23 protein-coding genes, 1 tRNA gene and 1 other RNA gene are annotated in these 21,912 nt (G+C 59.7%); 15 read left to right on the forward strand and 10 right to left on the reverse strand.

What is annotated here, in order from left to right:
• The first annotated feature begins 41 nt into the window (after window positions 1-41).
• From rlmN to VB780_RS22340, 3 genes are all read left to right on the forward strand, one after another.
• Window positions 42-1,133, forward strand: coding sequence for a 23S rRNA (adenine(2503)-C(2))-methyltransferase RlmN (rlmN, locus tag VB780_RS22330; protein ID WP_323353395.1), 1,092 nt, complete (start codon window positions 42-44; stop codon window positions 1,131-1,133).
• A gap of 142 nt (window positions 1,134-1,275) precedes the next feature.
• The gene (locus VB780_RS22335; protein ID WP_323353396.1) at window positions 1,276-2,028 is read left to right on the forward strand and encodes a lysophospholipid acyltransferase family protein; all 753 of its coding nucleotides are present in this window, start codon (window positions 1,276-1,278) and stop codon (window positions 2,026-2,028) included.
• 65 nt (window positions 2,029-2,093) lie between these two features.
• Window positions 2,094-2,924 carry an alpha/beta fold hydrolase gene (locus tag VB780_RS22340; RefSeq protein ID WP_323353397.1) on the forward strand — a complete coding sequence of 277 codons (831 nt, stop codon included), beginning with the start codon at window positions 2,094-2,096 and terminating at the stop codon, window positions 2,922-2,924.
• A 117-nt stretch (window positions 2,925-3,041) separates the two neighbouring features.
• On the opposite strand, the gene VB780_RS22345 is transcribed toward VB780_RS22340, so the two are convergent.
• From VB780_RS22345 to ssrS, 5 genes are all read right to left on the reverse strand, one after another.
• Window positions 3,042-3,866 (reverse strand): metallophosphoesterase, encoded by an 825-nt coding sequence (locus VB780_RS22345; RefSeq protein ID WP_323353398.1) that lies wholly within the window; start codon window positions 3,864-3,866, stop codon window positions 3,042-3,044.
• A gap of 128 nt (window positions 3,867-3,994) precedes the next feature.
• Window positions 3,995-4,807, reverse strand: a complete 813-nt coding sequence (locus tag VB780_RS22350; protein ID WP_323353399.1) for a sulfite exporter TauE/SafE family protein — start codon at window positions 4,805-4,807, stop codon at window positions 3,995-3,997.
• Between the two features lie 57 nt (window positions 4,808-4,864).
• Complete coding sequence (locus VB780_RS22355) at window positions 4,865-6,148, reverse strand: pitrilysin family protein (protein ID WP_323353400.1); 1,284 nt, start codon at window positions 6,146-6,148, stop codon at window positions 4,865-4,867.
• 103 nt (window positions 6,149-6,251) lie between these two features.
• On the reverse strand, window positions 6,252-7,505 hold the full coding sequence (locus tag VB780_RS22360) for a pitrilysin family protein (RefSeq protein WP_323353401.1): 1,254 nt from the start codon (window positions 7,503-7,505) through the stop codon (window positions 6,252-6,254).
• Window positions 7,506-7,682: 177 nt separating this feature from the next.
• Window positions 7,683-7,866: non-coding RNA, 6S RNA (gene ssrS, locus VB780_RS22365), on the reverse strand.
• A 138-nt stretch (window positions 7,867-8,004) separates the two neighbouring features.
• Here ssrS and minC point away from each other — a divergent pair.
• From minC to VB780_RS22385, 4 genes are all read left to right on the forward strand, one after another.
• Complete coding sequence (minC, locus tag VB780_RS22370) at window positions 8,005-8,964, forward strand: septum site-determining protein MinC (RefSeq protein ID WP_323353402.1); 960 nt, start codon at window positions 8,005-8,007, stop codon at window positions 8,962-8,964.
• 88 nt (window positions 8,965-9,052) lie between these two features.
• Window positions 9,053-9,850, forward strand: a complete 798-nt coding sequence (gene minD, locus VB780_RS22375) for a septum site-determining protein MinD (protein WP_323353403.1) — start codon at window positions 9,053-9,055, stop codon at window positions 9,848-9,850.
• A 53-nt stretch (window positions 9,851-9,903) separates the two neighbouring features.
• Window positions 9,904-10,386 carry a cell division topological specificity factor MinE gene (gene minE / locus VB780_RS22380; RefSeq protein ID WP_323353404.1) on the forward strand — a complete coding sequence of 161 codons (483 nt, stop codon included), beginning with the start codon at window positions 9,904-9,906 and terminating at the stop codon, window positions 10,384-10,386.
• Window positions 10,379-10,786, forward strand: a complete 408-nt coding sequence (locus VB780_RS22385) for a ferredoxin (RefSeq protein ID WP_323353405.1) — start codon at window positions 10,379-10,381, stop codon at window positions 10,784-10,786. The genes minE and VB780_RS22385 overlap by 8 nt, the downstream gene beginning before the upstream one ends.
• A gap of 9 nt (window positions 10,787-10,795) precedes the next feature.
• Here VB780_RS22385 and VB780_RS22390 read toward each other — a convergent pair whose 3' ends face one another.
• Complete coding sequence (locus VB780_RS22390; RefSeq protein WP_323353406.1) at window positions 10,796-11,281, reverse strand: GNAT family N-acetyltransferase; 486 nt, start codon at window positions 11,279-11,281, stop codon at window positions 10,796-10,798.
• Window positions 11,282-11,360: 79 nt separating this feature from the next.
• On the opposite strand from VB780_RS22390, the gene argJ reads away from it, so the two are divergent.
• The gene (gene argJ / locus VB780_RS22395) at window positions 11,361-12,602 is read left to right on the forward strand and encodes a bifunctional ornithine acetyltransferase/N-acetylglutamate synthase (protein ID WP_323353407.1); all 1,242 of its coding nucleotides are present in this window, start codon (window positions 11,361-11,363) and stop codon (window positions 12,600-12,602) included.
• A gap of 177 nt (window positions 12,603-12,779) precedes the next feature.
• Window positions 12,780-12,851: transfer RNA gene (locus VB780_RS22400), tRNA-Gln, on the forward strand.
• Window positions 12,852-12,859: 8 nt separating this feature from the next.
• Here VB780_RS22400 and VB780_RS22405 read toward each other — a convergent pair.
• Together VB780_RS22405 and VB780_RS22410 are read right to left on the reverse strand one after the other, a co-directional pair.
• Complete coding sequence (locus VB780_RS22405) at window positions 12,860-13,105, reverse strand: gas vesicle protein GvpG (RefSeq protein WP_323353408.1); 246 nt, start codon at window positions 13,103-13,105, stop codon at window positions 12,860-12,862.
• 78 nt (window positions 13,106-13,183) lie between these two features.
• On the reverse strand, window positions 13,184-14,035 hold the full coding sequence (locus VB780_RS22410) for a GvpL/GvpF family gas vesicle protein (protein WP_323353409.1): 852 nt from the start codon (window positions 14,033-14,035) through the stop codon (window positions 13,184-13,186).
• A gap of 90 nt (window positions 14,036-14,125) precedes the next feature.
• Here VB780_RS22410 and VB780_RS22415 point away from each other — a divergent pair, with 90 nt between their 5' ends.
• Complete coding sequence (locus VB780_RS22415) at window positions 14,126-15,934, forward strand: ABC transporter substrate-binding protein (protein ID WP_323353410.1); 1,809 nt, start codon at window positions 14,126-14,128, stop codon at window positions 15,932-15,934.
• 7 nt (window positions 15,935-15,941) lie between these two features.
• Here the strand turns inward: VB780_RS22415 and VB780_RS22420 are convergent, their stop codons facing one another.
• Both VB780_RS22420 and VB780_RS22425 read right to left on the reverse strand, forming a co-directional pair.
• Window positions 15,942-17,291, reverse strand: a complete 1,350-nt coding sequence (locus VB780_RS22420; RefSeq protein WP_323353411.1) for a glutamine synthetase family protein — start codon at window positions 17,289-17,291, stop codon at window positions 15,942-15,944.
• A 37-nt stretch (window positions 17,292-17,328) separates the two neighbouring features.
• Window positions 17,329-17,844 carry a tetratricopeptide repeat protein gene (locus tag VB780_RS22425; protein ID WP_323353412.1) on the reverse strand — a complete coding sequence of 172 codons (516 nt, stop codon included), beginning with the start codon at window positions 17,842-17,844 and terminating at the stop codon, window positions 17,329-17,331.
• A 258-nt stretch (window positions 17,845-18,102) separates the two neighbouring features.
• On the opposite strand from VB780_RS22425, the gene gvpA reads away from it, so the two are divergent.
• The 5 genes from gvpA (at window position 18,103) to VB780_RS22450 (ending at window position 21,865) form a co-directional block, all read left to right on the forward strand.
• Window positions 18,103-18,321, forward strand: a complete 219-nt coding sequence (gvpA, locus tag VB780_RS22430) for a gas vesicle structural protein GvpA (RefSeq protein WP_073608715.1) — start codon at window positions 18,103-18,105, stop codon at window positions 18,319-18,321.
• Between the two features lie 292 nt (window positions 18,322-18,613).
• Window positions 18,614-19,846, forward strand: a complete 1,233-nt coding sequence (locus tag VB780_RS22435; RefSeq protein ID WP_323353413.1) for a hypothetical protein — start codon at window positions 18,614-18,616, stop codon at window positions 19,844-19,846.
• Window positions 19,843-21,219 (forward strand): gas vesicle protein GvpN, encoded by a 1,377-nt coding sequence (gvpN, locus tag VB780_RS22440; RefSeq protein ID WP_323353414.1) that lies wholly within the window; start codon window positions 19,843-19,845, stop codon window positions 21,217-21,219. The genes VB780_RS22435 and gvpN overlap by 4 nt, the downstream gene beginning before the upstream one ends.
• A 12-nt stretch (window positions 21,220-21,231) precedes the next feature.
• Window positions 21,232-21,582, forward strand: a complete 351-nt coding sequence (locus tag VB780_RS22445) for a gas vesicle protein (RefSeq protein ID WP_323353415.1) — start codon at window positions 21,232-21,234, stop codon at window positions 21,580-21,582.
• A gap of 88 nt (window positions 21,583-21,670) precedes the next feature.
• A complete protein-coding gene (locus tag VB780_RS22450) occupies window positions 21,671-21,865 on the forward strand; it encodes a hypothetical protein (protein ID WP_323353416.1) in 195 nt (64 codons plus the stop codon).
• Window positions 21,866-21,912: the final 47 nt, after the last annotated feature.

Here is a 21,912-nt window from a genome sequence, read left to right on the forward strand (position 1 = left end):
CAAAAATCGCTACCATAGGGGATTGTGCATTCCCTGTGGCCATGGCTGTTTCTCCCCTGTCTTCCCCTGACTCACCTTTTGCAGACATTGTCGTCGAGCACAGTCCGGCAGCGGGGATTGCGCCAGCGCCCTTGCTGGGAAAATCCCTGGAGGAGCTGACCGATTGGGTGCAGGCCCAGGGGCAGCCGAGCTATCGGGGCAAGCAGCTCTACCAGTGGATCTATCAGCAGGGGGCGCGATCGCTCCAAGAGATCACCGTCTTCCCCAAAGCCTGGCGGCAGGCCATGGAGCACGTGGATCTGGGACGCTCCACCCTGCACCATCGGGTGGTAGCCAGCGACGGCACCGTGAAGTATTTACTCAGGCTCGCCGACGGCCAAATTATTGAAACCGTGGGCATTCCCTCGGCCAAGCGGCTGACGGTGTGCGTGTCGTCGCAGGTGGGGTGCCCCATGGCCTGCGACTTTTGCGCCACGGGCAAGGGCGGCTTTGTGCGCAACCTGGCCACCCACGAAATTGTTGACCAGGTGCTGACGGTACAGGAAGACTTTGGTCAGCGGGTGAGCAATATTGTGTTCATGGGCATGGGTGAACCCCTGCTGAATGTCGCCAACACCGTGGCCGCCATCCGCTGCCTCAATGGCGATGTGGGCATTGGCCAGCGGGCCATAACCCTTTCTACGGTGGGGGTGCCGGGCCGCATCCGCGCCCTGGCGGCAGAACAGCTCCAGGTAACTCTAGCGGTGAGTCTGCACGCCTCAAACCAGGCCCAGCGGCTCCAGCTCATCCCCAGCGCCGGAGCCTATCCCCTGGAGGTGCTGCTGGACGAGTGCCGCGAGTACGTGCAGCTGACGGGCCGCCGGGTGACTTTCGAGTACATTCTGCTGGCGGGGCTCAACGACCAGCCCGCCAACGCCGCTGAGCTAGCCCAGCACCTGCGCGGCTTTCAAAGCCACGTCAACCTGATTCCCTACAACCCCATTGACGAGGCCGATTACCAGCGCCCCAGCGAAGCCAGCATTCGCAACTTTGTCGCCGAATTAGAAGACCGCCGGATCGCCGTTACCGTACGCTATTCGCGCGGGCTAGAAGAAAACGCCGCCTGCGGGCAGCTGCGGGCCTCCCAACGCTAGAGCTATGCCGGTGGGGAGATCTCGTCTAAATCGGTGGGTTTCTACGTTTCTGAAAGCTTGGTATTTTGTTAAGTTATGAAACACAAGGCTTTGCAGCCCCTGGCTAGGGGAGGCTCAGCCATCCTTAGCTTTGAAGGTTTGAATGGCCCTCGCTCCTGTATTGCCGCTAACGTCGCTGAGAGCTAATCCGTTGGATATGTCTAACGGGTTGCTGACCCTGTCGCGGGTGCGGATGTCTGTGCACGGGCGCGATCGCCTGCCGCCTCACCAATCTATGGTGGTGGTGAGCAACCACCGCAGCATTATGGATGCGCCTTTGCTGATGAGTGCGGTGGGTCGCCCAGTGCGGTTTGCCTGCCACCACTACATGAGCCAGGTGCCCGGATTGCGCAATGTCATCAACGCCCTAGGCTGTCTGCCGCTGGATGCGCCTGACAAGGGGCAGACTGCCTTCTTTCGCCGGGCCAGGAAGGCGCTGGGGGACGGGGAAGCGGTGGGCATCTTCCCGGAGGGGGCCGCTCCGATGGTGAGCAAAACTGCCCCAGACAATCTCAATGCGTTTCATCGCGGGTTTGCCCATCTGGCCCTGCGGGCTCCGGTGGATGAATTGGCGATTGTGCCGGTGGCGATCGCCGCCCGCCGCGAGACCAGCAACTCGGTGGTGCCCCTGCGGCTGCTCAGTCTGTTCGACGCCTCAGAGCCGCTGTTTCAGCAGCCGGGGTGGCATCCGGCGGTGTTTTACCAAGAGGTGAATGTGATGATTGGTCGCCCGGTGCGGGTAGATGACCGACTGCGATCGCACTACCGCAGCAAAGGCACCAACACCCTGGCTGCTGAGATCGCCCAGTGCTGCCAAGATGAAATCGCTACATTGCTTAAGCAGGGGTTCTACTAGGGTTCTATTTAAGGTCAACCGTGTTTTCTGGCCCGTCTACGGGTCTGCCGTCACCATCACTTTCCATGCCTGAACCTGCTACCCTCAAGCTCTGCGCCCCCGCTGGCAAAAACCCCCAGCGGCCGCTCTTTATTTACCTACCCGGCATGGATGGCAGTGGCGAACTCTTTGGCCTACAAAGCGCCAGTCTCAAGTCCTATTTTGATATTCGCTGCTTGGTGATTCCGGGAGATGACATGTCGTCTTGGGAAAGCCTGGCTCACCAGATTGTCCAACTCATTCGCCAGGAGGCCGGCACTGCGCCTGTCTATCTCTGTGGCGAATCGTTTGGGGCCTGCCTGGCCCTGCGAACCGTGGCCCTGGCTCCGGCCCTGGCCAGCCACCTGATTTTGATTAACTCGGCCTCATCGTTTCACCGCTTTCCGTGGCTGCAATGGGTGGCCCAACTCACCCCCTGGGTAGCCCCTCCCCTCTATCAAAACTCCACATGGACTAGCCTGCCGGTGCTGGCCAACCTTAGCCGCATTGGGGAGGTCAACCGCCAAGCGCTGGTGCGCGCTATGGGCGCAGTCACCCAGTCCAGCACCGCCTGGCGGCTAGGGTTGCTGTCCCAGTTTCGGCTAGAGCCGCTGCGCCTGCACCGAGTTACCGCCTCGACTCTGCTGGTGGCATCCCTGGGCGATCGCCTGCTGCCGTCCCTCGAAGAAGCCCAGCGCCTTGCTACCCTGCTACCCAATCCGCGCATTTATCCTCTGCCCCACAGCGGTCACGTCAGCCTGCTCGAAGATGGCGTCAACCTAGGGGCCATTATGGGAGCGGTGGGGTTTTTGCCTAAAGAACCGATGGCTGCGGAACCGTTAGTCGAAGAGGTTCGGCCTGCGCCAGTTGCGTCCTAGAGGGTGAGTGGGTAGGCAGGTGAGGCTCTTGGCGGATCCTTTGCGTAGCCTCTCCACCAAGGGAAAGGGTGAATTTCAGTACATGAAACCACGAAGCTTTCACCTCCCTCACCTTCCTCACTTCCCTCTCACTAACTCCACGAGCGTCACCTCTGGCGGACACCCCAATCGCCCCGGCGCATAGCTGCCCAAGCCCCGGTTTACGTACAGCTGATTTTGCCCCACACGGTGCAGTCCTGAAACCCATTCCCAATGGCGCACAACTTTGAAGCGGTTGCGTTTGAAATAGGGCAGTTTCGCCAGCACAGAGAGTCGTAACGACTGGATGAGGGCAGCCGCAGGCCCAATTATTGGCAGCACAATCTGCCCACCGTGGGTATGACCCGAAAGCTGGAGATCGACTCGCCAGGGAGCCAAAAATTCCGCTGTATCGGGGTTGTGGGAGAGCACCAGCCGGGGCTGGGTGGACGACAGGGAGTTGAGCAGCGGCGCTGGGTGAAACTCCCGCGACCAAAAATCGGCCAGGCCCACCACCGGCAAATCGTCGCCCAGCGGGTAGGCGATTTCGTTCCACAGAGCGCAAATGCCGGCCTGCTGGAGCGATCGCAGAATAATCTTGCGCCCCTCTAGAGTAATGTTGTCGTGGTTGCCGAGCACCGCCACCGTGCCAAAGCGGCTTTTCATCTGGCTGAGGTAAGTCACCAGGTCAAAAATAGGGGTGGGGTCGCGGGTGACATAGTCGCCCGTGAGGGCAATCAGGTCGGGGGCTAGTTCATTGACGCGATCGACCACCTGCTGCAACAGCCGGGGCGAGAGCCGCTGCCCATCGTAGTGAAAGTCAGAGAGCTGCACAATGCGGCACCCCTCTAGCCGCTGGGGCAGGTCGCAGATGGATACGGTCACGGTTTCAACGGTCAGGGAGCCGGTCAGCAGAGGGCGCATGGCAGTGAAGACGCATCATCCGCACGCTAGCCCGTTTATCTGCCAGTTGCCATGGGCCTGAGATATTCTTCAGCGAGCTTTATTAAATTCGCCAACCACCCAACCATTAGCTTCGCGCTTTGCTTAAGTTAGGTGGAGAGGGCGGTGTAGCTGGCCCAAGCTTTGAAGAAGAAGTAGCCAGACAGCAGGGCTAGCAGCAGGCGAAACATGACATTTACCGTCTGGTCGGGCAGGCGAGGCAAGTAGCGGGTGCTGACCTGCACCCCGATCGCCCCTGCCGCCCCTAATATCAGGCCGCTAACCAACAGCACGTTGCCCGCCTGGGCGTGCCACAGACAGGCCCACAGCCCGGTAATCACGATCGCTCCCAGGCTGGTCTGCACCGCTAACTTAATCGGCTCTTGCAACAGCAAAATTTGCAGCGGCACCATCACCACGCCGCCGCCGACACCAAACAGCCCGGCCAAGAACCCCGCCAGCCCGCCAATACCCAGGCGATACACCGTGGGCGAGATTTGCGGCGATCGCACCTTGGGCACCGCAGCCGCCTCACCGGTTTCAGCCTTTTGGGCCTGACGGATGACCTGTTTTTTGATGCCAATCAGGTAGATGTTGAGCAGCAGAAACAGGCCAAAAATTCCTAGCAGCGCATACTCGGGCAGGGCAGTGGCTAGCTCTTTGCCCAGATAGGCAGTGACCAGGGCGGGCAGGCCCAGCATAGCGACATTGCTGAGGTTGAGAAAGCCCATGCGCCAGTTTTGTACGCTGCCGACTAGGGCAATGAGAGCGATCGCCAGGGTACTCGTCCCCACTGCCTGTACCCCCGACAGCCCCAGGGCCACCATCACCGGCACCATCACCGTGCCACCGCCAATGCCCAAAAATCCCGCCAGCACCCCGGCCAGCAGTCCCGCCAGAGCCAATACCAATCCACTCCCCACCGCACCCTCCCGTTGCCCTTTAGTCCAGGTCTGCCAACACTTATCTAAACTGACCTACTATGCCTGGGCAGCCGCCACAGGAGCAACAAATTCCTCTGGTCCTAAGAGCGAAATGCAGGGGGTGTGGAAAAATTCTTGGGCGACGGCTTCGGCGTCGAGCACCGTCACCGCTGCCACCATGTCTTGAAACTGCTGGTCATACTCGACCCCCAGCCCCAAAATTTCGTACCAGCCCAGCAGTTGGGCGATCTGGGCGTTGGTCTGTTTGCCCAGGGCATACTGGCCCAGCAGCTTGTTTTTAGCCGCCTGTAGCTCATCGTCGGAAAGCACCGTCTCTTGCAGCCGTTCCACCTCAAAGCGCAGGCCCTCTAGGGCCGTGGCGGTATTCTCTGGGGCGGTGCCAATGTAGGCGACAAACTGCGACAGCCCTAGGCGGGTGGGGTAAAAGGCCGACACATCGTAGGCCAGACCCCGCTTTTCGCGCAGCTCTACAAATAGGCGACTAGAGAGGCCGTTGCCTAGGTAGGTGTTAATCAGCTTGAGGGCGGCGTAGGCGGGGTGCTTAACCGGGGCTGCTGGGTAGCCCACCATCACGATCGCCTGGTTGGTGTCTTGAGCCACCATTGAGCAGGTGGCGGTGGTCGTCACCGAGGGCAGAGTCAGTGCCGGGGGCGGTGTTGTCGGAACCTGCCAATCACCCAGGGCTTTCTCGACCTGGGCCAGGGCGGCTTCGGGGCCAATGCGGCCCACAATGGTGACGACAACGTTGTCGGGCCGCATGTGTTGGCGATGAAAGTCTACCAGGGCCTGCTGAGTAATGGCGGACACCGAGGCCTCGGTGCCAATGCCGGGCAGGGCGTAGGGATGGTCGCCGTACATATCCTGGCGGAGGCGGTTGAAGGCGATGGTGAAGGGCTGCTCCTGCATCGAGCGAATTTGCTGGAGGGTGAGCCGCCGCTCCAGATCAATTTCGTCGAGGGGAAAGCTGGGCTGCCGCAGCAGGGTAGCGGCCAGGGCAAAAATTTCGGGAAAGTCGGCGGAGACGGTTTTGAGGCTGATGACGCTGTAATCGGCGGCGGCATCGGTGCCCAGACTGGCCCCCACCGACTCAACGGTTTCGGCGATCGCCATCGACGACAGCGTCTCAGTGCCCTTGGTCAACAGTCCCATCAAAAAGCTCACCAGCCCGGCCTGATGGGGAGCTTCAAAGGCACCGCCAGCGCGAATAAACATCCGGGCAGACACAATGTCGGCCACGGGGTTTTCTAAAACCAGAACCGTCAGGCCATTGGCTAAAACAGTGCGGTGCAGGCGCGGCGCTTGAAGGAGGGAGGCTGTCACAGGGCAAGAGGTTGTTAACGAAGAGAACAGTGGATGGCACCGGCAGGGGTGGCCTTAATCATTGGGGCGATCGCCAGTTTAACTATAGTCTGCCCAGGCGGCATCAGGCCGGGCGCAAAATGGTGGACACATAGCGCAGGGGCGTGAGGTACTGATGGGCCAGCGATTGCAGTTGGGCGCTCGTGTAGCGCTGGAGGGTGGGGACGTAGCTCAGGCAGCGATCGGCGTTGGCGATGGTGCCGTAGTAGCCGTAGAGCCCTGCCAGTTGCCCCGGAGCTTCGGTGGAAAAGGCGTAGTCGTTGCACAGCAGGCGCTTAGCCCGAGCCAGTTCGGCATCGGTGATGGGGTTGGCCACCAGTTCGCTGATGCGATCGCACACAATCGCCTCCACCCGATCCACATCCTTACCGTCGAGCCAGGCCTGAATGGTAAACAGGCTGCAATCGCGCTGGAGCGAGAACCCGGCGCTAATGTCCTGCACTAGCTGGCGGTCTTCCCGCAGCTCGCGTACCAGGCGCGAGCTGCGCCCCTCCGCCAGAATAGCCGCCAGCAGATCTAGGCCGTAGGCGGTTTCGAGCTGGTCGATGCCGGGGGCCAGCCAGGCCATAGTCAGGCGCGACTGCTCTAGGCGCGGCAGGTGCAGGGTTTCGCGGCGCACCCCCGGCAGGGTCGGCACGGGGGCGATCGCCGCGACTGGGCAGGGCGGCGGCGACGCAAAGCCCCGAAAGGCATGCTTTACCATCGCCACCGTCGGCTCTAGGGGAATGCCGCCCGTGATCACCACCGTCATCTTGTCGGGCTGGTAGTGGGCCTGGTGAAAGCAGCGCATCTCTTCGGGCGATCGCTGCTGCAAGATTTCTGCCGTGCCCAGCACCGGGCGACCGTAGGGATGGTCTTGGTACACCAGCTCCGACATCGCCTGGTAGCCCAGCCAGTCGGGGTCATCCTGGGCCTGGCGAATTTCTTCGAGCACCACCTGCCGCTCCCGGCCAAACTCATCGGCGGGGATCGCCGCGTGCAGCAGCAGATCGGCCAGGTAGGGCAGCGTCTGGGGCAGCATGTCGGCGGCAATGGTGATATAAAAGTGGGCGTAGTCGTGGCTGGTGGCCGCGTTGGTCATGCCCCCCTGAGTTTCGATCGCATAGTCAAACACCCCCGGCGGCAGCTGATCGGTGCCCTTAAAAATCATATGCTCTAAGAAGTGGGCCATACCCGCCCACTCCGCCGGTTCGGCAATGGCACCGGCCCTCACCCACACATCGGCCACCACCACGGGCGTTGCCGCAATCTCCTGGTGGATCAGGGTCAGCCCATTCTCCAAACGAATTACACTGGCGGGAAAATCAACCGAATTCAACGGCGCAGGCCCTACAAGAAACCACCAAGCCACCTTGAAACTGACCTGCCAAACTATCGCAGCATCGGGATTTGAGGCTAGCTATGTTGTCAATACTAGCGCTCAAGTAAGCTAAATCACATTTCCAAAAACAATTCCCCCGTCTGCGAAAGACAGGGGAATGTCGAAAATCTTAAAGGCCTCACCGCAACGCCGTCTTACCTCAGTTTCCGACCTGGGAAAACCAGGGGGGTGCCGTGGCATTTGGCTTAAAGTTTCCGAGTACAAGCTCGGTTTACTGCCGCCGGTGCAACTTGGCTCCCGTTCGGAACAAACATAGATCGACAAACATTGTTGGTAGTCACCAACGCCGTAGTGAGACCTCCTCTACTATAACCAACAGCCTGGGGCAAACCGCAAGGGGAAAACCGACCTTAACCGACCGGCTATCTCCAACCACCGTGATCTACTATAGGCAGCACCGGGCTTGGCCCAGTGTTTTCAACCTCCCCAACCCCCTATGGTCCCTGACGACTCTGCTTCCCTGGCTATAACTGAGGCTGCTACAGACCCAGAGATGCCCTCGGTCAATGCCTCTACTCCAGCGCCTTCGGATATGCCAGAGCCCGCTGCTCAAACCAATTCAGGTGTCTCGGACGACCCTGAGGTTGCGGCGGACGCTCCCCCAGTGCCTGCCCCTCCCATCGACCCTCGCACTCAGCTGCGGTTGCGCAACGACGGCGATCGCCTCGTGCTGCTGATGCCCAACGGCCCCCAGGGCGAGGCCGAGGGCGGTGCCCTGGCGTGGGGAGAGCTGTTGCAGCACTTTAAGCAGCGGCTGAATGGCGGCGAACCCTTTTGGCAGCCCAATACGGTGGTGCACCTGGCCGCCCGCGATCGCCTGCTCGATGCCCGCCAGCTCCAGGCTTTAGAAGAAATTCTCACCGCTGCCCACCTTACCCTCAAGCGGGTCGCCACCAGCCGCCGTCAGACCGCGATCGCCGCCGTGGCCGCAGGCTACTCCGTAGATCAGCTCGAAGCCGAAGATACCCTGGTGAAGTCGCCTCCCACCCCCGGCAAGCCTCTGGCCGAACCGCTGTACCTGCAAACCACCCTGCGGGGCGGCGTCGAAATTCGCCATCCCGGCACGATTGTGGTGATGGGGGATGTCAACCCCGGCAGCTCGCTGGTGGCGGAGGGTGACATTTTGGTGTGGGGCAGGCTGCGGGGGACGGCTCACGCGGGGTCGGGGGGCGATCGCAGTCGCTGCATTATGGCCCTGCAAATGCACCCTACCCAGCTGCGCCTGGCCGATCTGGTGGCTCGCGCCCCCGATGGCCCCACCGGGAACTACCTGCCCGAGGTGGCCTACGTCGGCGACAACGGTATTCGCATTGCCCAGGCCCAGGCCTTTGCCCGCCAGCACTTTGACGCCACTCTCGGGCAGGGGGCGCAGCTCACCGATGCGTTTAAAGGCTAATTCGCAGTCCTCAGCTTGCACCCATGGCGTATTATTAACGGTTGTTTTCGTTGGGCAGTTGGTTCTTTAAGGAAAGTTGGGTTCGTCCATGACTCGCATTATCGTAATGACCTCGGGCAAAGGGGGCGTCGGCAAGAGCACCTGCACCGCCAACCTGGGCATGGCCCTGGCCCAGCGTAACCAGCGGGTCGCCGTCGTCGATGCCGACTTTGGTCTGCGCAACCTCGACCTGCTGCTGGGCCTAGAGAATCGTATCGTCTACACCGCCCTCGACGTACTGGCGGGCGACTGCACGGTCGAAAAAGCCCTGGTCAAAGACAAGCGCCAGCCTACCCTCGGCCTGCTGGCGGCGGCCCAAAACCGCAACAAAGAGGCTATTACCCCTGAACAAATGAAAGAGCTGGTGGCGGGCCTGGCCCCCAGCAACGACTTTATTTTGATCGACTGCCCGGCGGGGATTGAGATGGGGTTTCAGAATGCGATCGCCCCGGCCAAAGAGGCGATCGTCGTCACCACCCCCGAAATTTCTGCCGTGCGCGACGCCGATCGCGTCATCGGCCTGCTCGAAGCCAACGATGTCAAGTTCACCAAGCTGCTGATCAACCGCATCAAGCCCAAGATGGTGCAAGAAGACCAGATGATGTCGGTGCGTGACGTGCTCGATATTCTCGCCGTGCCCCTGCTGGGAGTGGTGCCGGATGACGAACGGGTGATTGTCTCCTCGAACCGGGGCGAACCCCTAGTGCTCGACAAGCAGCTCTCCCTGGCTGGGGTCGCCTTTAACAACGTGGCCCGCCGTCTGCTGGGTGAAGAGGTACCCTTGATTGACCTCAATGCTACCCACGACGACTTGTTCAGCCGCCTGCGCCGCTTCTTTCGGGGCTAGGGCCGTCTATTGCCACGGTGTTTGATGTTTCCTCTACCTAGCCGCCAGTGCCGATGCTAAGCGAACTTCTCGATAAGCTGTTTAACCGCAGCCGCAACCTCACCCCCCGGGCTGAGGTCAAGCAGCGGCTACAGTTCGTGCTGGCCCACGATCGCGCCGACCTCACCCCTGAGATGGTCGAAAAAATGCGTAAGGAAATTCTCGAAGTTGTCTCGCGCTATGTCGAACTCGACCAAGAGCATCTGGAATTTACCCTAGAAAGCGACCAGCGCATGACAGCGCTAATCGCCAACCTGCCCATTCGCCGGGTGCGCCCTGAGCTACCCCCCCTCGAAGAATTAGTTCCCCCTGCCGCTGCCCCCGAATCTGCCGCCGAACCCGCGCCAGCGCCCGAGGCCACTGCCCCCGATCCTGCCACCCCTGGAGCTGCGCCAGCCAGCCCTAGGGAACCCGCAGCTGCCATTGAAACCACAGCACCCACCGAATCCCAGGAAGCCACTGACCCCACAAAAACCGCCGCCACCCCCGATGAGTAACGCCCCCGACGCCTGCACTTCTCTAGCTGCCTGTGTGGATGCCCTGGCGCTAAGTAGCGTTGAGCGCCACGTGTTGATCTGTGCCGACCAGACCAAGCCCAAGTGCTGCGACAAAGCCGAGAGCATCGTCGCCTGGGACTACTTAAAGAATCGGCTGAAGGAATTGGGGCTGGATCGGCCCACGGCAGATCACCCAACCTCGATCTTTCGCACTAAGGCTAACTGTCTGCGGGTTTGCCACAAAGGCCCGATCTTGCTTGTCTATCCCGATGGCGTCTGGTACCACAGCGCCACTCCAGCGGTGATCGAGCGCATCATTCAAGAACACCTGATCGGCGGCCAGGTCGTCGAAGAATTTGCGTTTTTGGAGCATCCTTTAACTCCTGCAATCGAGCCTTGAAGGCAAGATCTATTGAGATGACAGCACCGACGGGTAAGTATCAACATCTTTAAGCTGTAGGTGGTGGGTCGTATGAGTCCAGTGCGGCTTAGTTTTGAAACCTAGGGTTTGATAAAACGCCTCAGCGGCAGCCGTATCTGTGCGCAGGGTCAAAAGCTGGTAGTGCGGCTTGGCGGCATCTATGAGTGCGGTAACCAGAACACGCCCGACACCGTGCCTGCGCCAAGCCGCCTCGACGTACACATGTCGCAATCGCCCCACGTTTGGATTGTCGAAATACGGGTCACGATTAAGTCCGCCAATGCCGACAATTGCACCCTCTACAGAGGCAATAAGCAACACCTCCTTCGGCTGATCAAATCGATTCAAGCCACTGCGATACTCATCCATCAGCCGCCGCACAAACCGAAAGCCTTCAGATTGGCTTTCTTCAACGAGATGCTGGATAAATGGCAGCTGACTCTCTGTACAGACGGTGATGACGGGTGATTGCATGATTTGGTGTTTGAACGGCCAGCAGCATCCCCGCAGAAGCTTGGTATAATCCCCGGCAGACCTATGGGGTAACAACAGCATGGCAGACTGGCGGGTGATTGAGGGGGGCATTACAGCACCCAAAGGCTTCCAGGCGGCGGGCGTTACCGCAGGGCTAAAACCCTCCGGTGCGCCTGATTTGGCCCTGATCTATTCAGACTGTGAGGCGATCGCCGCCGGAGTGTTCACCACCAGCCACGTGCGCGCCGCCTGCGTTGACTACTGCCGCCAGCGCCTCGAAGCTCGCCCCAGCGCCCGCGCCGTTCTCATCAATGCGGGCCAGGCCAACGCCTGCACCGGCAACCAGGGCTGGGTCGATACGGTCGAAAGCGCCGCATCCCTCGGGTCTGCCCTCAGCCTGCCCTCCGAGGCCGTGCTGATTGCCTCCACTGGGGTGATTGGCCAGCGGATCAAAATGGAGCAGCTGAAGGCGGGCATTCCCAAGCTGGTCGAGAGCCTGTCACCAGAAGGTTCTGATGCCGCCGCTGGGGCGATTATTACCACCGACCTGGTGCCCAAATCCGTCGCGATGGAAACCACCATCGGCGATCGCCCTGTGCGCATCGGCGGCATCGCCAAGGGCTCGGGCATGATTCACCCCAACATGGCCACCATGCTGGCCTTTGTCACCTGCGACGCCACCGTTTCGCCCACCCTGTGGCAAGATATGCTGCGCCGTGCCGCCGACCGCAGCTTTAACCAGATCACCGTCGATGGCGACAGCAGCACCAACGACACCCTCATTGCCCTGGCCAACGGCGAGTCGCGCACCCCCGCCATCACCGACGAAGGGGCTGAGGCCGACCAGCTCGAAGCCATGCTCACCGCCGTCTGCCAGTACCTGGCCAAGTGCGTCGCCCGCGATGGCGAAGGGGCCACCTGTTTAATCGAAGTTACCGTCACCGGGGCCGTTACCGCTGCCGCTGCGGGGCAGGTGGCCAAGGCGATCGCCGGATCATCCTTGGTGAAGTCGGCCATCTTTGGCCACGACCCCAACTGGGGCCGCATTGCCGCCGCCGCCGGGCGGGCCGGAGTCACCTTTGACCAGAGCGACCTGCGGATTCAGCTAGGCGATATTTTGCTGATGGAGCACGGTCAACCCCTGACCTTCGATCGCCCCGCCGCCAGCGCCTACCTGACAGCAGCCACCCAGGGCGAATATCTCAAGACCGACACCGTCGCCATCCAGGTCAGCATTGGCGACGGCCCTGGCAGCGGCCAGGCCTGGGGCTGCGATCTGAGCTACGACTACGTCAAAATCAACGCTGAATACACCACCTAGACTCAAATCTGGCCTCGGTTTCAGGCGCAGTCCATGCCAGGGTCAAACGGTCTTCAGACCTTTGGTTCAGTTCCTAGGTATCTACTGCGCCTCTCCGTGGCAATACCCAGACTCAAGTTATTGCGCCATCTTGACAGAGATGCGGTTTAACCTGCTATATTACGAAAGCGATATCGATGGGGTGTCGCCAAGTGGTAAGGCACCGGGTTTTGGTCCCGGCATTCCTAGGTTCGAATCCTAGCACCCCAGTTTTAAGGTCACTCATCTTCGTCTTCCTCATCCTCAATTGCCTGGATGGCTAGAAGAATCTCTTCTTCTTGAATTTCGAAGTCTGATTCTGCCACCTCCCCCATATCAAAGGCGAGCTGGAGGGCCAGCAGCTGCTTTTGCAGGCTTTCGAGGTCGTTGGTGGCCACGTCGGCCTGTTCTAACAGCTTGTTGGCAACCCAGCTAACGCCTTCAATGGGGCCGAGCACGGGGGCAAAGAGAAGTTTAAATAGCATGGGAAGCAGGAATCTCTAAAGTGCAAGGTTCTAGGCTTGAAGGGGTAAGGCAATCCTTAACCCCTAGTCCTCAACCCCCTAATTGAGCTGGGCGAAGTTGTAGGGGGCGGTGAAATTGTTGTAGCGAATGCGCAGGCGATCGCCAAAGGTGCCGTCGATGGCATCTACCGCCTGGCCAAACTCGGCCTCGCTTTCCCAGGGAATCAGGAAGGCAGCGTTATAAATCATCACATCGGTTTGGGGGGCATTTTCGAGCACGTCTTTGGCGAGGGGCGACAGCGCCTGGCGAAACTGCTCAACAATCCCCTGCTTGCGTTCCTCCAAGGCCGCCTCAATCTGCTGACCGATGAAGATCACCTGCTCCATACCCAGCTGGGTGCCCTCTAGCTGGTCGCGCTGAGCCCGCAGATCGGTATTTTCGGCCATCATCATCTCTAGTTCGGTGGAGGGCTCCCACTGCACCTTCACGCTCACCTCACGGCTGCCGTCGAGCCTCTTAAACAGGTGCGTTAAATCTTCGGCATAGGGCGTTACCAGATCGTTTTGCACCTGCTCCCAGCTTTCGACAATCAGGCCAAACTGTAGCGGCAGCAGCGTGCGGTGGCCCTGCTCCATGGCGGCTTCTAGCACCTTCTCGTGGCCCAGCAAATTTTTGCGGCTCGACAAGTAGCGCTTTTGGCAGGCTAAAGAATAGAGAAAGGTAAAGTCGCCCAGCTGTTGAGCCTGCACCACCTGATCATCTAATCCCATCAGGGGTAGCTCAGCGGGGCCAGGGGCCGGAAAAATACCATATAGATAGTAGCGATCAGCCATAGGACAGTCTCTTGGGGGATGCACCCTAGGGTGCCCCAAACCCTGGTTGTCTTCGACAGAAGTTGCGATCGCCCCCTGTCGATCCATGCCCTGAGTCGAGCCTGCGTCTGGGGACATTGCCATCCTCCGGTGTCGAGAATGCAAATCCCCAGGGGTAACTCGCTATAGTGTTTGAGGCATTGTCTTGGCGGCAGGAGGGTTACAACCATGGCAACGGCATCGGGAATAGCCAGGGTCTGGCAACGGCTGGGTTTTTGGCATAGCCAGGGTAGGCGGTTTGTGGCTCTACTGCTGGCGATCGCAGTGGGCCTAGCCAGTGCGGGCTGCAACCCCGCCCGGTTTGCTCAGGCCAGTGCCGATGTGCCCCGCCTGGTGCTCAGTGCCCTGAGTGACCCAAAAACTTTTAACCCCATTCTCAGCCAGGAATCGCCGAATATTTTTGGTTTTACCTTTGAGGGGCTGACCACTACCGACGGCATTAGTGGCGAAACCGTGCCCGCCCTGGCCGAAAGCTGGGAGATCTCTGACGATGGCACCATCTTGGTCTTTACCCTGCGCGACGAGTTGCGCTGGGCAGATGGCGAACCCCTCACCGTAGACGATGTGATCTTTACCTACGACGTGCTGTTCAACCCCGCCATTCCCACCAATAGCCGCGACGGGTTTCGCATTGGCACCGAAGGACGCTTTCCCCAGGTCAGCAAGGTAGATGACCGTCGGGTGCAGTTTACGCTGCCCGAGCCCTTCGCCCCCATGCTCGAAAACACCGCCCTCAACATCATTCCAGCCCACATTCTTCAACCCGCTGTGGACGGCACCGACGCCCAGGGCAACCCCCAGTTCCTTTCCACTTGGGGCACCGACACGCCGCCGCGCCAAATTGTGGGCAATGGTCCCTATCGCCTCGCCCAGTACGTCCCCGGCGAGCGGATGGTGTTTGAGCGTAATCCCTACTACTGGCAGCAGGACGATCAGGGCAACCCCCAGCCCTACATTGAGCAAATTGTCTGGCAAATTGTTGGCTCTACCGATACCGCCTTCTTCCAGTTTCGCTCCGGCGGGTTAGACCTAGAGAGCGTGCAGCCCGACTTTTTCTCACTGCTGAAGCGCGAAGAAGATCGTGGCGATTTCACCATTTATAATGGCGGTCCTGGGCTGGGCACCAACTTTTTTGCCTTCAACCTCAACCGGGCCAGCCGCAACGGTAAGCCCTTGGTCAACCCCGTCAAGTCGGCCTGGTTCAACAGCGTAGCGTTTCGCCAGGCGGTCTCCTACGGCATCGATCGCCAGACCATGGTGAACAATATCTTTCAGGGCCTAGGGCAACCCCAGACCTCGCCTATCTCGGTGCCCAGCCCCTTCTATGCCCCGCCCGAAATGGGCATTCGCACCTACGACTACGACCCCGAAAACGCGAAACAACTGCTGCTGGCTGACGGGTTTCAGTACAATGCGGCCAACGAGCTGCTCGATGCCGAGGGCAATCGGGTGCGGTTTACCCTGATTACCAATTCGGGCAACAAGATTCGGGAATCGATTGGGGCGCAGATTAAGAACGACCTGGCCAAGCTAGGCATTCAGGTCGATTTTCAACCCCTGGCCTTTAATTCCCTGGTCGATCGCCTCACCGACAGTTTGGATTGGGAAGCCATGGTGCTAGGCCTAACCGGTGGCCCAGAGCCCAACGGCGGCGCAAACGTTTGGCTGCTCGACGGTGCCCTCCACGCCTTTAACCAAAATGCAGGCCCCGGCCAAGATCCGTTAGAGGGTTGGCAGGCTGCCGACTGGGAGCGCCGCATCGCCGATCTTTACATTCAAGCCGCCCAGGTAATTGACGAAGACGAGCGCTTTGAGCTGTACAAAGAAACCCAGCAGCTCACCCAGGAATACCTGCCGTTTATGTACTTGATTAACAACCTATCGCTCACCGCCGTGCGCAACCGGGTGCAGGGGGTGAAATTTACCGCCCTCGGCGGTGCGCTCTGGAACGTCCATGAGCTATCGGTGGAAGACTAGCGGGGCGCTAATAGCGCTCTAACAGCAGGTCAACCTCTGCGGCCAGCGTCATACCGTCCATGGCCGCCAATTCAGCCTGACGCACTGCCCGATAGGTTTTGGCAAGAGGTTCACCGAGCGCGTCTAACAGCACGGCATCGCGATCGAGAGCCGCCAGGGATTCCGCTAGGGACTGGGGCAGTAGGGCAATGCCGCGATCGCCCCTCTCCGCCTCCGACAATACTCCTGGATCGCACTGCACCGGCTCCGGCAGCGAATAGCCCTGAGCCATGCCGTCGAGACCCGCGGCGATCGCCCCCCCTAGCGCCAAATAGGGGTTTGCCGCGCCGTCTACCGTCTTCAGCTCGATATGGGTCGGGCTGGGCGACGAGAAATTGCTCGGCACCCGCAGCGCCGCTTCCCGGTTATCCATACCCCAAACTGCGTAGGCTCCGCTCCAGCAGTGGGGTTGCAGCCGTCGGTAAGAGTTGGGGCTGGGGGCGGTGATCGCCATCAGCGCTGGCAGATGGTGCAATAGCCCCGCCGTGAAGGAGCTGGCCACATCGGATAGACCGCCTGCCCCATCGGACATGAGATTTTGCTCTCCCTCCCACAGACTCAGGTGCAGGTGACACCCGCTGCCTGCGTGGGACTCAAACACTTTAGGCACAAAGGAGGCTATGAGGCCCTGCTGGTGGGCGATCGCCTTCACCGTCTCGCGATACACCACATGCTGATCGGCAGCGGCTAGGGCATCGGTGTAGCGCACCGAAATTTCTTGCTGGCCTGGCCCCGACTCGGGATAGTACTGCTCTATAGCAATGTCCTGGGCGCTGAGGGCAGCGGCGATCGCCATCACCACCTCCTGGTGCCGATCCATCGCCAGCGTAGCGGCAAAGGGCGTATTGTCGGCAGGGAGACTATCGTGGTCGCCTCGCCTAAGTAAGTAAAACTCCGGCTCAAAGGCCGCTTTGATAGCAATTCCCTGGTCAGATGCCCGCTGCACCATGCGCTTGAGAAACTGCCGTGCACACCAGGGCCAAGGCTGCTCGTCTTTTACCATCTCCCCCATTACCCGCGCCTGGCCTGGCGCGTAGGGAAGCATCTGCAAGGTCTCCCAGGCAGGTACCAGCCAGACTTCCCCCACCGGCCCTAGCCCGCTGCCCGGGGCCACAGCATCGGCCACCACCGGAATCGCCTGCTGGGCGGCCGAGAGTCCCACAGCAACCGCTTCTCCCCCTTCTAGCTGCCGCGTCAGCGCGTCGATGTGGATGGCCTTGCCGCGAATGACGTTGCCGTTGTCGCACCACACCACCCGCACAAAACGAGCCTTGCCTTCCCGCAGCCGGGTCAAAATCGTCGAGGCATTCTCTGGCATAGACCGGTCTGGTCTCCTCTCTGTCATAAAATTGTCGCTAGCTCAACTGCGCCGTACATTCTAAAATCAGCCGCTGGTTGACCAGACCGTAGGGCTGCACCACCAGCGCCCGCCGAAACGACTGAATCGCCGCCGCATACTGTCCCAGGGCCGCATGGCACAGTCCCAGGCCGTGCAAAGCCCCAAAGTGGTAGGGCACTAACTCAATCACCTGCTCACAGTCGGCCATCGCCTCTCGATACCGGTGCTGAACGTAATAGAGCACGGCCCGCCGGTTCCAGGCCTCGGCAAAATCTGGCAGTTCACTCACTAGGGTTGAGAGCAGCAGCTCTGCCCCATCCATGCGATCGCTATCCATCAACGCCTGGGCCTCTTGCAGTTGCTGGTTGCCCAACTCTCCCTTCTGGTAAAACCAGCGCTGCCACAGGGCGGCGGTTGCCAACTCCCGCTGGTACTCATCCTCCTGCTTTAGGCTTTGCAGCAGCACTTCCAGCGTCGAGTCATCCATCATGCCGTAGCCTAACCGTAGCTTGCGCCTTTTATTATCAAGCATTCGGCTAAGATTGGCTGCCCAAAGGCGTTTTGGCTTTTGAGAGCTGGGACTTGCTGCCCTTCAGGTAACAATTAGTGAACTGATTTTTCTAAAGTTGTGAGCTGTTCTAGGCGGATGGGCAGAATACAAATGTGCAAGGAATAAGCCCTACGCACTGAGTCTGTTTCTACCGCTTCTTTGCAGTAGCAGCTAGGTGTATTTGAGGAGATTATCCTTGCAATTTCATTGAACATATTCATTGTTTAGGGGTTCAAAATCATGGCTGTTGAAAAAGTAAACTCTTCCTCTAGCTTGGCTGAAGTTGTTGACCGCATTCTGGACAAAGGCATCGTCATTGATGCTTGGGTTCGTGTTTCTCTCGTAGGTATTGAACTGCTGGCTATCGAAGCCCGCGTTGTGATTGCTTCCGTTGACACTTACCTCAAGTACGCTGAAGCCGTTGGCCTGACCGCCCAAGCTGCTGTACCCGCTGCCTAAGAGCGCCTCTGCTCTTTACACTAATGGGGCAGCAGAACGCTGGTTAAACCACTGTTTAACTGCCCCATAAGCTGGGTAAAACGAATATTTTTCATGGCGATTATTAACCGCAAGTCTGTCGTCGGCAAGCTCTAAAACAGCGCCTAATTATCGAATCAAGACGCTCAAGCGCAGCTAGATTTTAGAGTCTCGTAAACGTTCTTATCCCCGCGCTATTTTCTCTCCTTGCCGCCCTAAAAGATTCTCCAAATTATTCACCCCGTTTCATTTTTACTAAAGGGAGAGCCGTCCTGTGACAGCACTTTATGACCAGTGGCAAGCCGCACGACAGCTGCGCCAGAGCGAGGTGGTTGACCGGCGCGATCAGGTCTCGACAGACCTGGAGCGCTGGCAGGCTGACCGGCTGGCCCATGCCGTGCAGTTGCGCCAAGACCTCGACCAGCTGATGGCTGATCTGCGCGCCAACACCACCCTATGGCTGGCCCAAACCACCGCCGATCGCGCTGCCCAAATCCTACCTCGGCAGCAGGCCCGCCAAGACTATATTCAGCAGCTCCAGGCCGACACTGAAGTATTGCTCGCCAACTACCAGGGCGATCGCGAAATTAGTGCCAGTGAAGTGCGCCAGCAGCTGGAGTACGACTGCCAGATGCTCCAGGCTACCGTTAGTGAACTGCGCCTAGAGATTGCCCAAGAGCTGCGCCAGGTACAGCAGCAGGTCGCCAACATCCAGGCCCAAACGGCTGTCGATCTGGCGGGCTACCGCCAAGAGCAGGCCATGGTACGGGCCGAACTACTGCCCCAGCTCACCGCCTACGTCGAAGACCTCCAGGTGCAGGTGCAGGCCACCCTCAAAGACCTGACCGCTGTGCGCCAGCAGGCCGCCGTGGTAAACCAGGAGCAGCGGCAGAGCGATCGCGCCGCCCTCACCGATTCCGTCGATGCCATGTTCACCGAACTGGCCGACTTTCGCCACCAACTCCAGGCTCAGCGGGCTCAGCTCTCCCACGTTGTCTGGGGTGGCGCGGCCGTGGCTCAGACTGCTCCAGCCCCTCGCCCGGTAGCAACTCGGCCCGCTGTCACTTCGGTACCGACTCGAGCGGCAGCGCCAGCCAAAACGGCCCCTAAAGCTGCGCCCAAACCTGTGGCGGCAAAAGCTGTATCCACTAGGGTAGTTCCTGCCAAGGCAGCACCAGCCGCAAAAGTCGTACCCGCCCGATCTACCCCAGCCAAGGTAGCTCCTGCTGCTGCCGCAACCCGCCCGGCTCCAGTTGCCACCGCCGTGGCACCAGTGGCCCCGGCAGCGGTGGCGGTGGCATCGCCCCCTGCCCCTGAGCCCCCGTCCCTCGAAGAGGTGGTGTACAACTACCTGCACCTGGCCCAGGGTGCCCGCCTCAGCGAAATTGAGACCGAGCTGGGCATCAACCGATTTCAGGCCGTAGACGCGTTGCGATCGCTCATCCAAAAAGACCTCGTCGTCAAGCAAGACCGTACCTATCTCGTGCAAGAGGAAGCCGTTCTGTGAACACCGTTCTCCAAGCCCGCCCCCGCAACTTTGTCTCCACCCCTACCCTGGAGCGCACCAGTCTCAGAGCCCTGCGGTACCTGCAATCGGGGTACTCAATCCACCTCAAAGGCCCCGCTGGTACCGGCAAAACCACCCTGGCCCTGCACCTGGCTGACCTGCTGGACCGCCCCATCATGCTGCTGTTTGGCGACGACGAATTCAAAACCTCAGACCTGATCGGCAACCAGTCGGGCTACACCCGCAAAAAAGTTGTGGATAACTACATCCACAGCGTCATGAAGGTGGAAGACGAGCTGCGCCACAACTGGACTGACTCGCGCCTCACCCTGGCCTGCCGCGAAGGCTTCACCATGGTGTACGACGAGTTCAACCGCTCCCGCCCCGAAGTTAATAACGTACTGCTGTCGGCCCTGGAAGAAAAACTCCTAGTGCTGCCCCCCAGCAATAACCGGGCCGAGTACATTCGTGTTAGCCCCCACTTCCGCGCCATTCTCACTTCTAACCCTGAGGAGTACTGCGGCGTCCACGGCACCCAAGACGCCCTGCAAGATCGTCTGATCACCATCAACATGCCCGAGCCCGACGAGCTGGCTCAGCAGCAAATCTTAGTTCAAAAGGTCGGCATTGATGGTTCAGCGGCACTGCAAATTGTGCAGTTGGTTAAGGCATTCCAGTCGGCGGTTGCGCCAGACATGGTCTCGAGCCTGCGCCCCAGCCTGATGATCGCCACCATCTGCCACGACCACGGCATTCTGCCCCTGGCCGAAAACGCCGACTTCCGCGATGTGTGCAGCGACATTTTGCTAGCCCGCTCTAAAGAGCCCGCTCCCGAGGCCACTCGCCACCTGTGGAACTTATTTAACCGCTTTGTGGTGTCCCAATCCGCACTGGTCAACGATCTCACCCTTAAGCCCGAGGTTCCGCTTGCGGCCCGCTTCCACGGGGAAGAAGAGGATGACGCCCTGGCCCTACCCCTTGAGGATTTGGTCGAGGCTGTCTCTGAAGAGGCTGTGGCTGATGACGAGCCTGAGACCCAAGTCCTTCAAGTTGAAGAACCCGCTGTGGCCATCATCTCTGAGGTTCAGGACAAAACCGTAGTGGAATCACCGGCTGAGCCCGAGGCTCTAGCTGAGGAGGTTCCTCAGGCCGAAGCCAGCGTCAACGATGCCAGCTTTAACGATGATATTGAAACCCGCATTTTTGACTATCTCGATGCGACCGGTACCGCATCTCTCGCTACCATCGAGGCAGACCTAGGGCTAAACCGCTTTCAAATGGTCAACGCCCTTAGATCGATGCTCGATCAGTCGCTGATCGAAAAACAGGAAACCGATGGACAGCCCACCGGCTACCAGTTGAGTTCTAACTGAAGGTAATCTGCCGTGACCCCCTCTACCCCCACGACCCGCCCCCAACCCGGTCGCAGCATGGCTACTGCCACCCAGGGGTCTTCCCTGGTGGATGTGATTGAGCGGGTGCTCGACAAAGGCATTGTGATTGCCGGAGATATTTCGGTCTCCGTTGGTTCTACAGAACTGCTGAGCATTCGCATTCGCCTGATCATTTCCTCGGTCGATAAGGCCCGCGAAATTGGCATTAACTGGTGGGAAAGCGACCCCTACCTCAGCAGCCGCACCAACGAGTTGCTAGAGGCCAATCAACAGCTCCAGACTCGTTTAGAAACCCTAGAGGCCGAACTCAAGGCTCTGCGGCCCGCCGAAGCCGGGAGCTAGACCAGAAGCCCGGTCGATTTGGTTCAGAAAACCCCTGGGTTCTTGGAATCCAGGGGTTTCCCATTCACTGTTGTTTTTGAATACCCTCATGTTGACGCTCCGTACCCTCCGACAACTTGCGACCAGCCGCACGATTCCTAGCTTTCGTTCAGCCCCTAGCCGCAGTCAGGGCAACCGACTGCGCACCCCCGACCAGGGCCGTATTGGCCACCACCAAAGCCGAGCCCAAGCTGAAGAAGCCCGCCGTCAGTGGCTCCAACAGCAGTGGCAAAATCGGCCATAGTTCCACGTGGTAGGGGCTATGGCGGCAGAATTGCCCTCCTTGAGATG

Origin of the sequence: Leptolyngbya sp. CCNP1308, from assembly GCF_034932455.1 — a bacterium.
In the GTDB taxonomy this organism is placed as follows: Bacteria; Cyanobacteriota; Cyanobacteriia; order Phormidesmidales; family Phormidesmidaceae; genus Nodosilinea.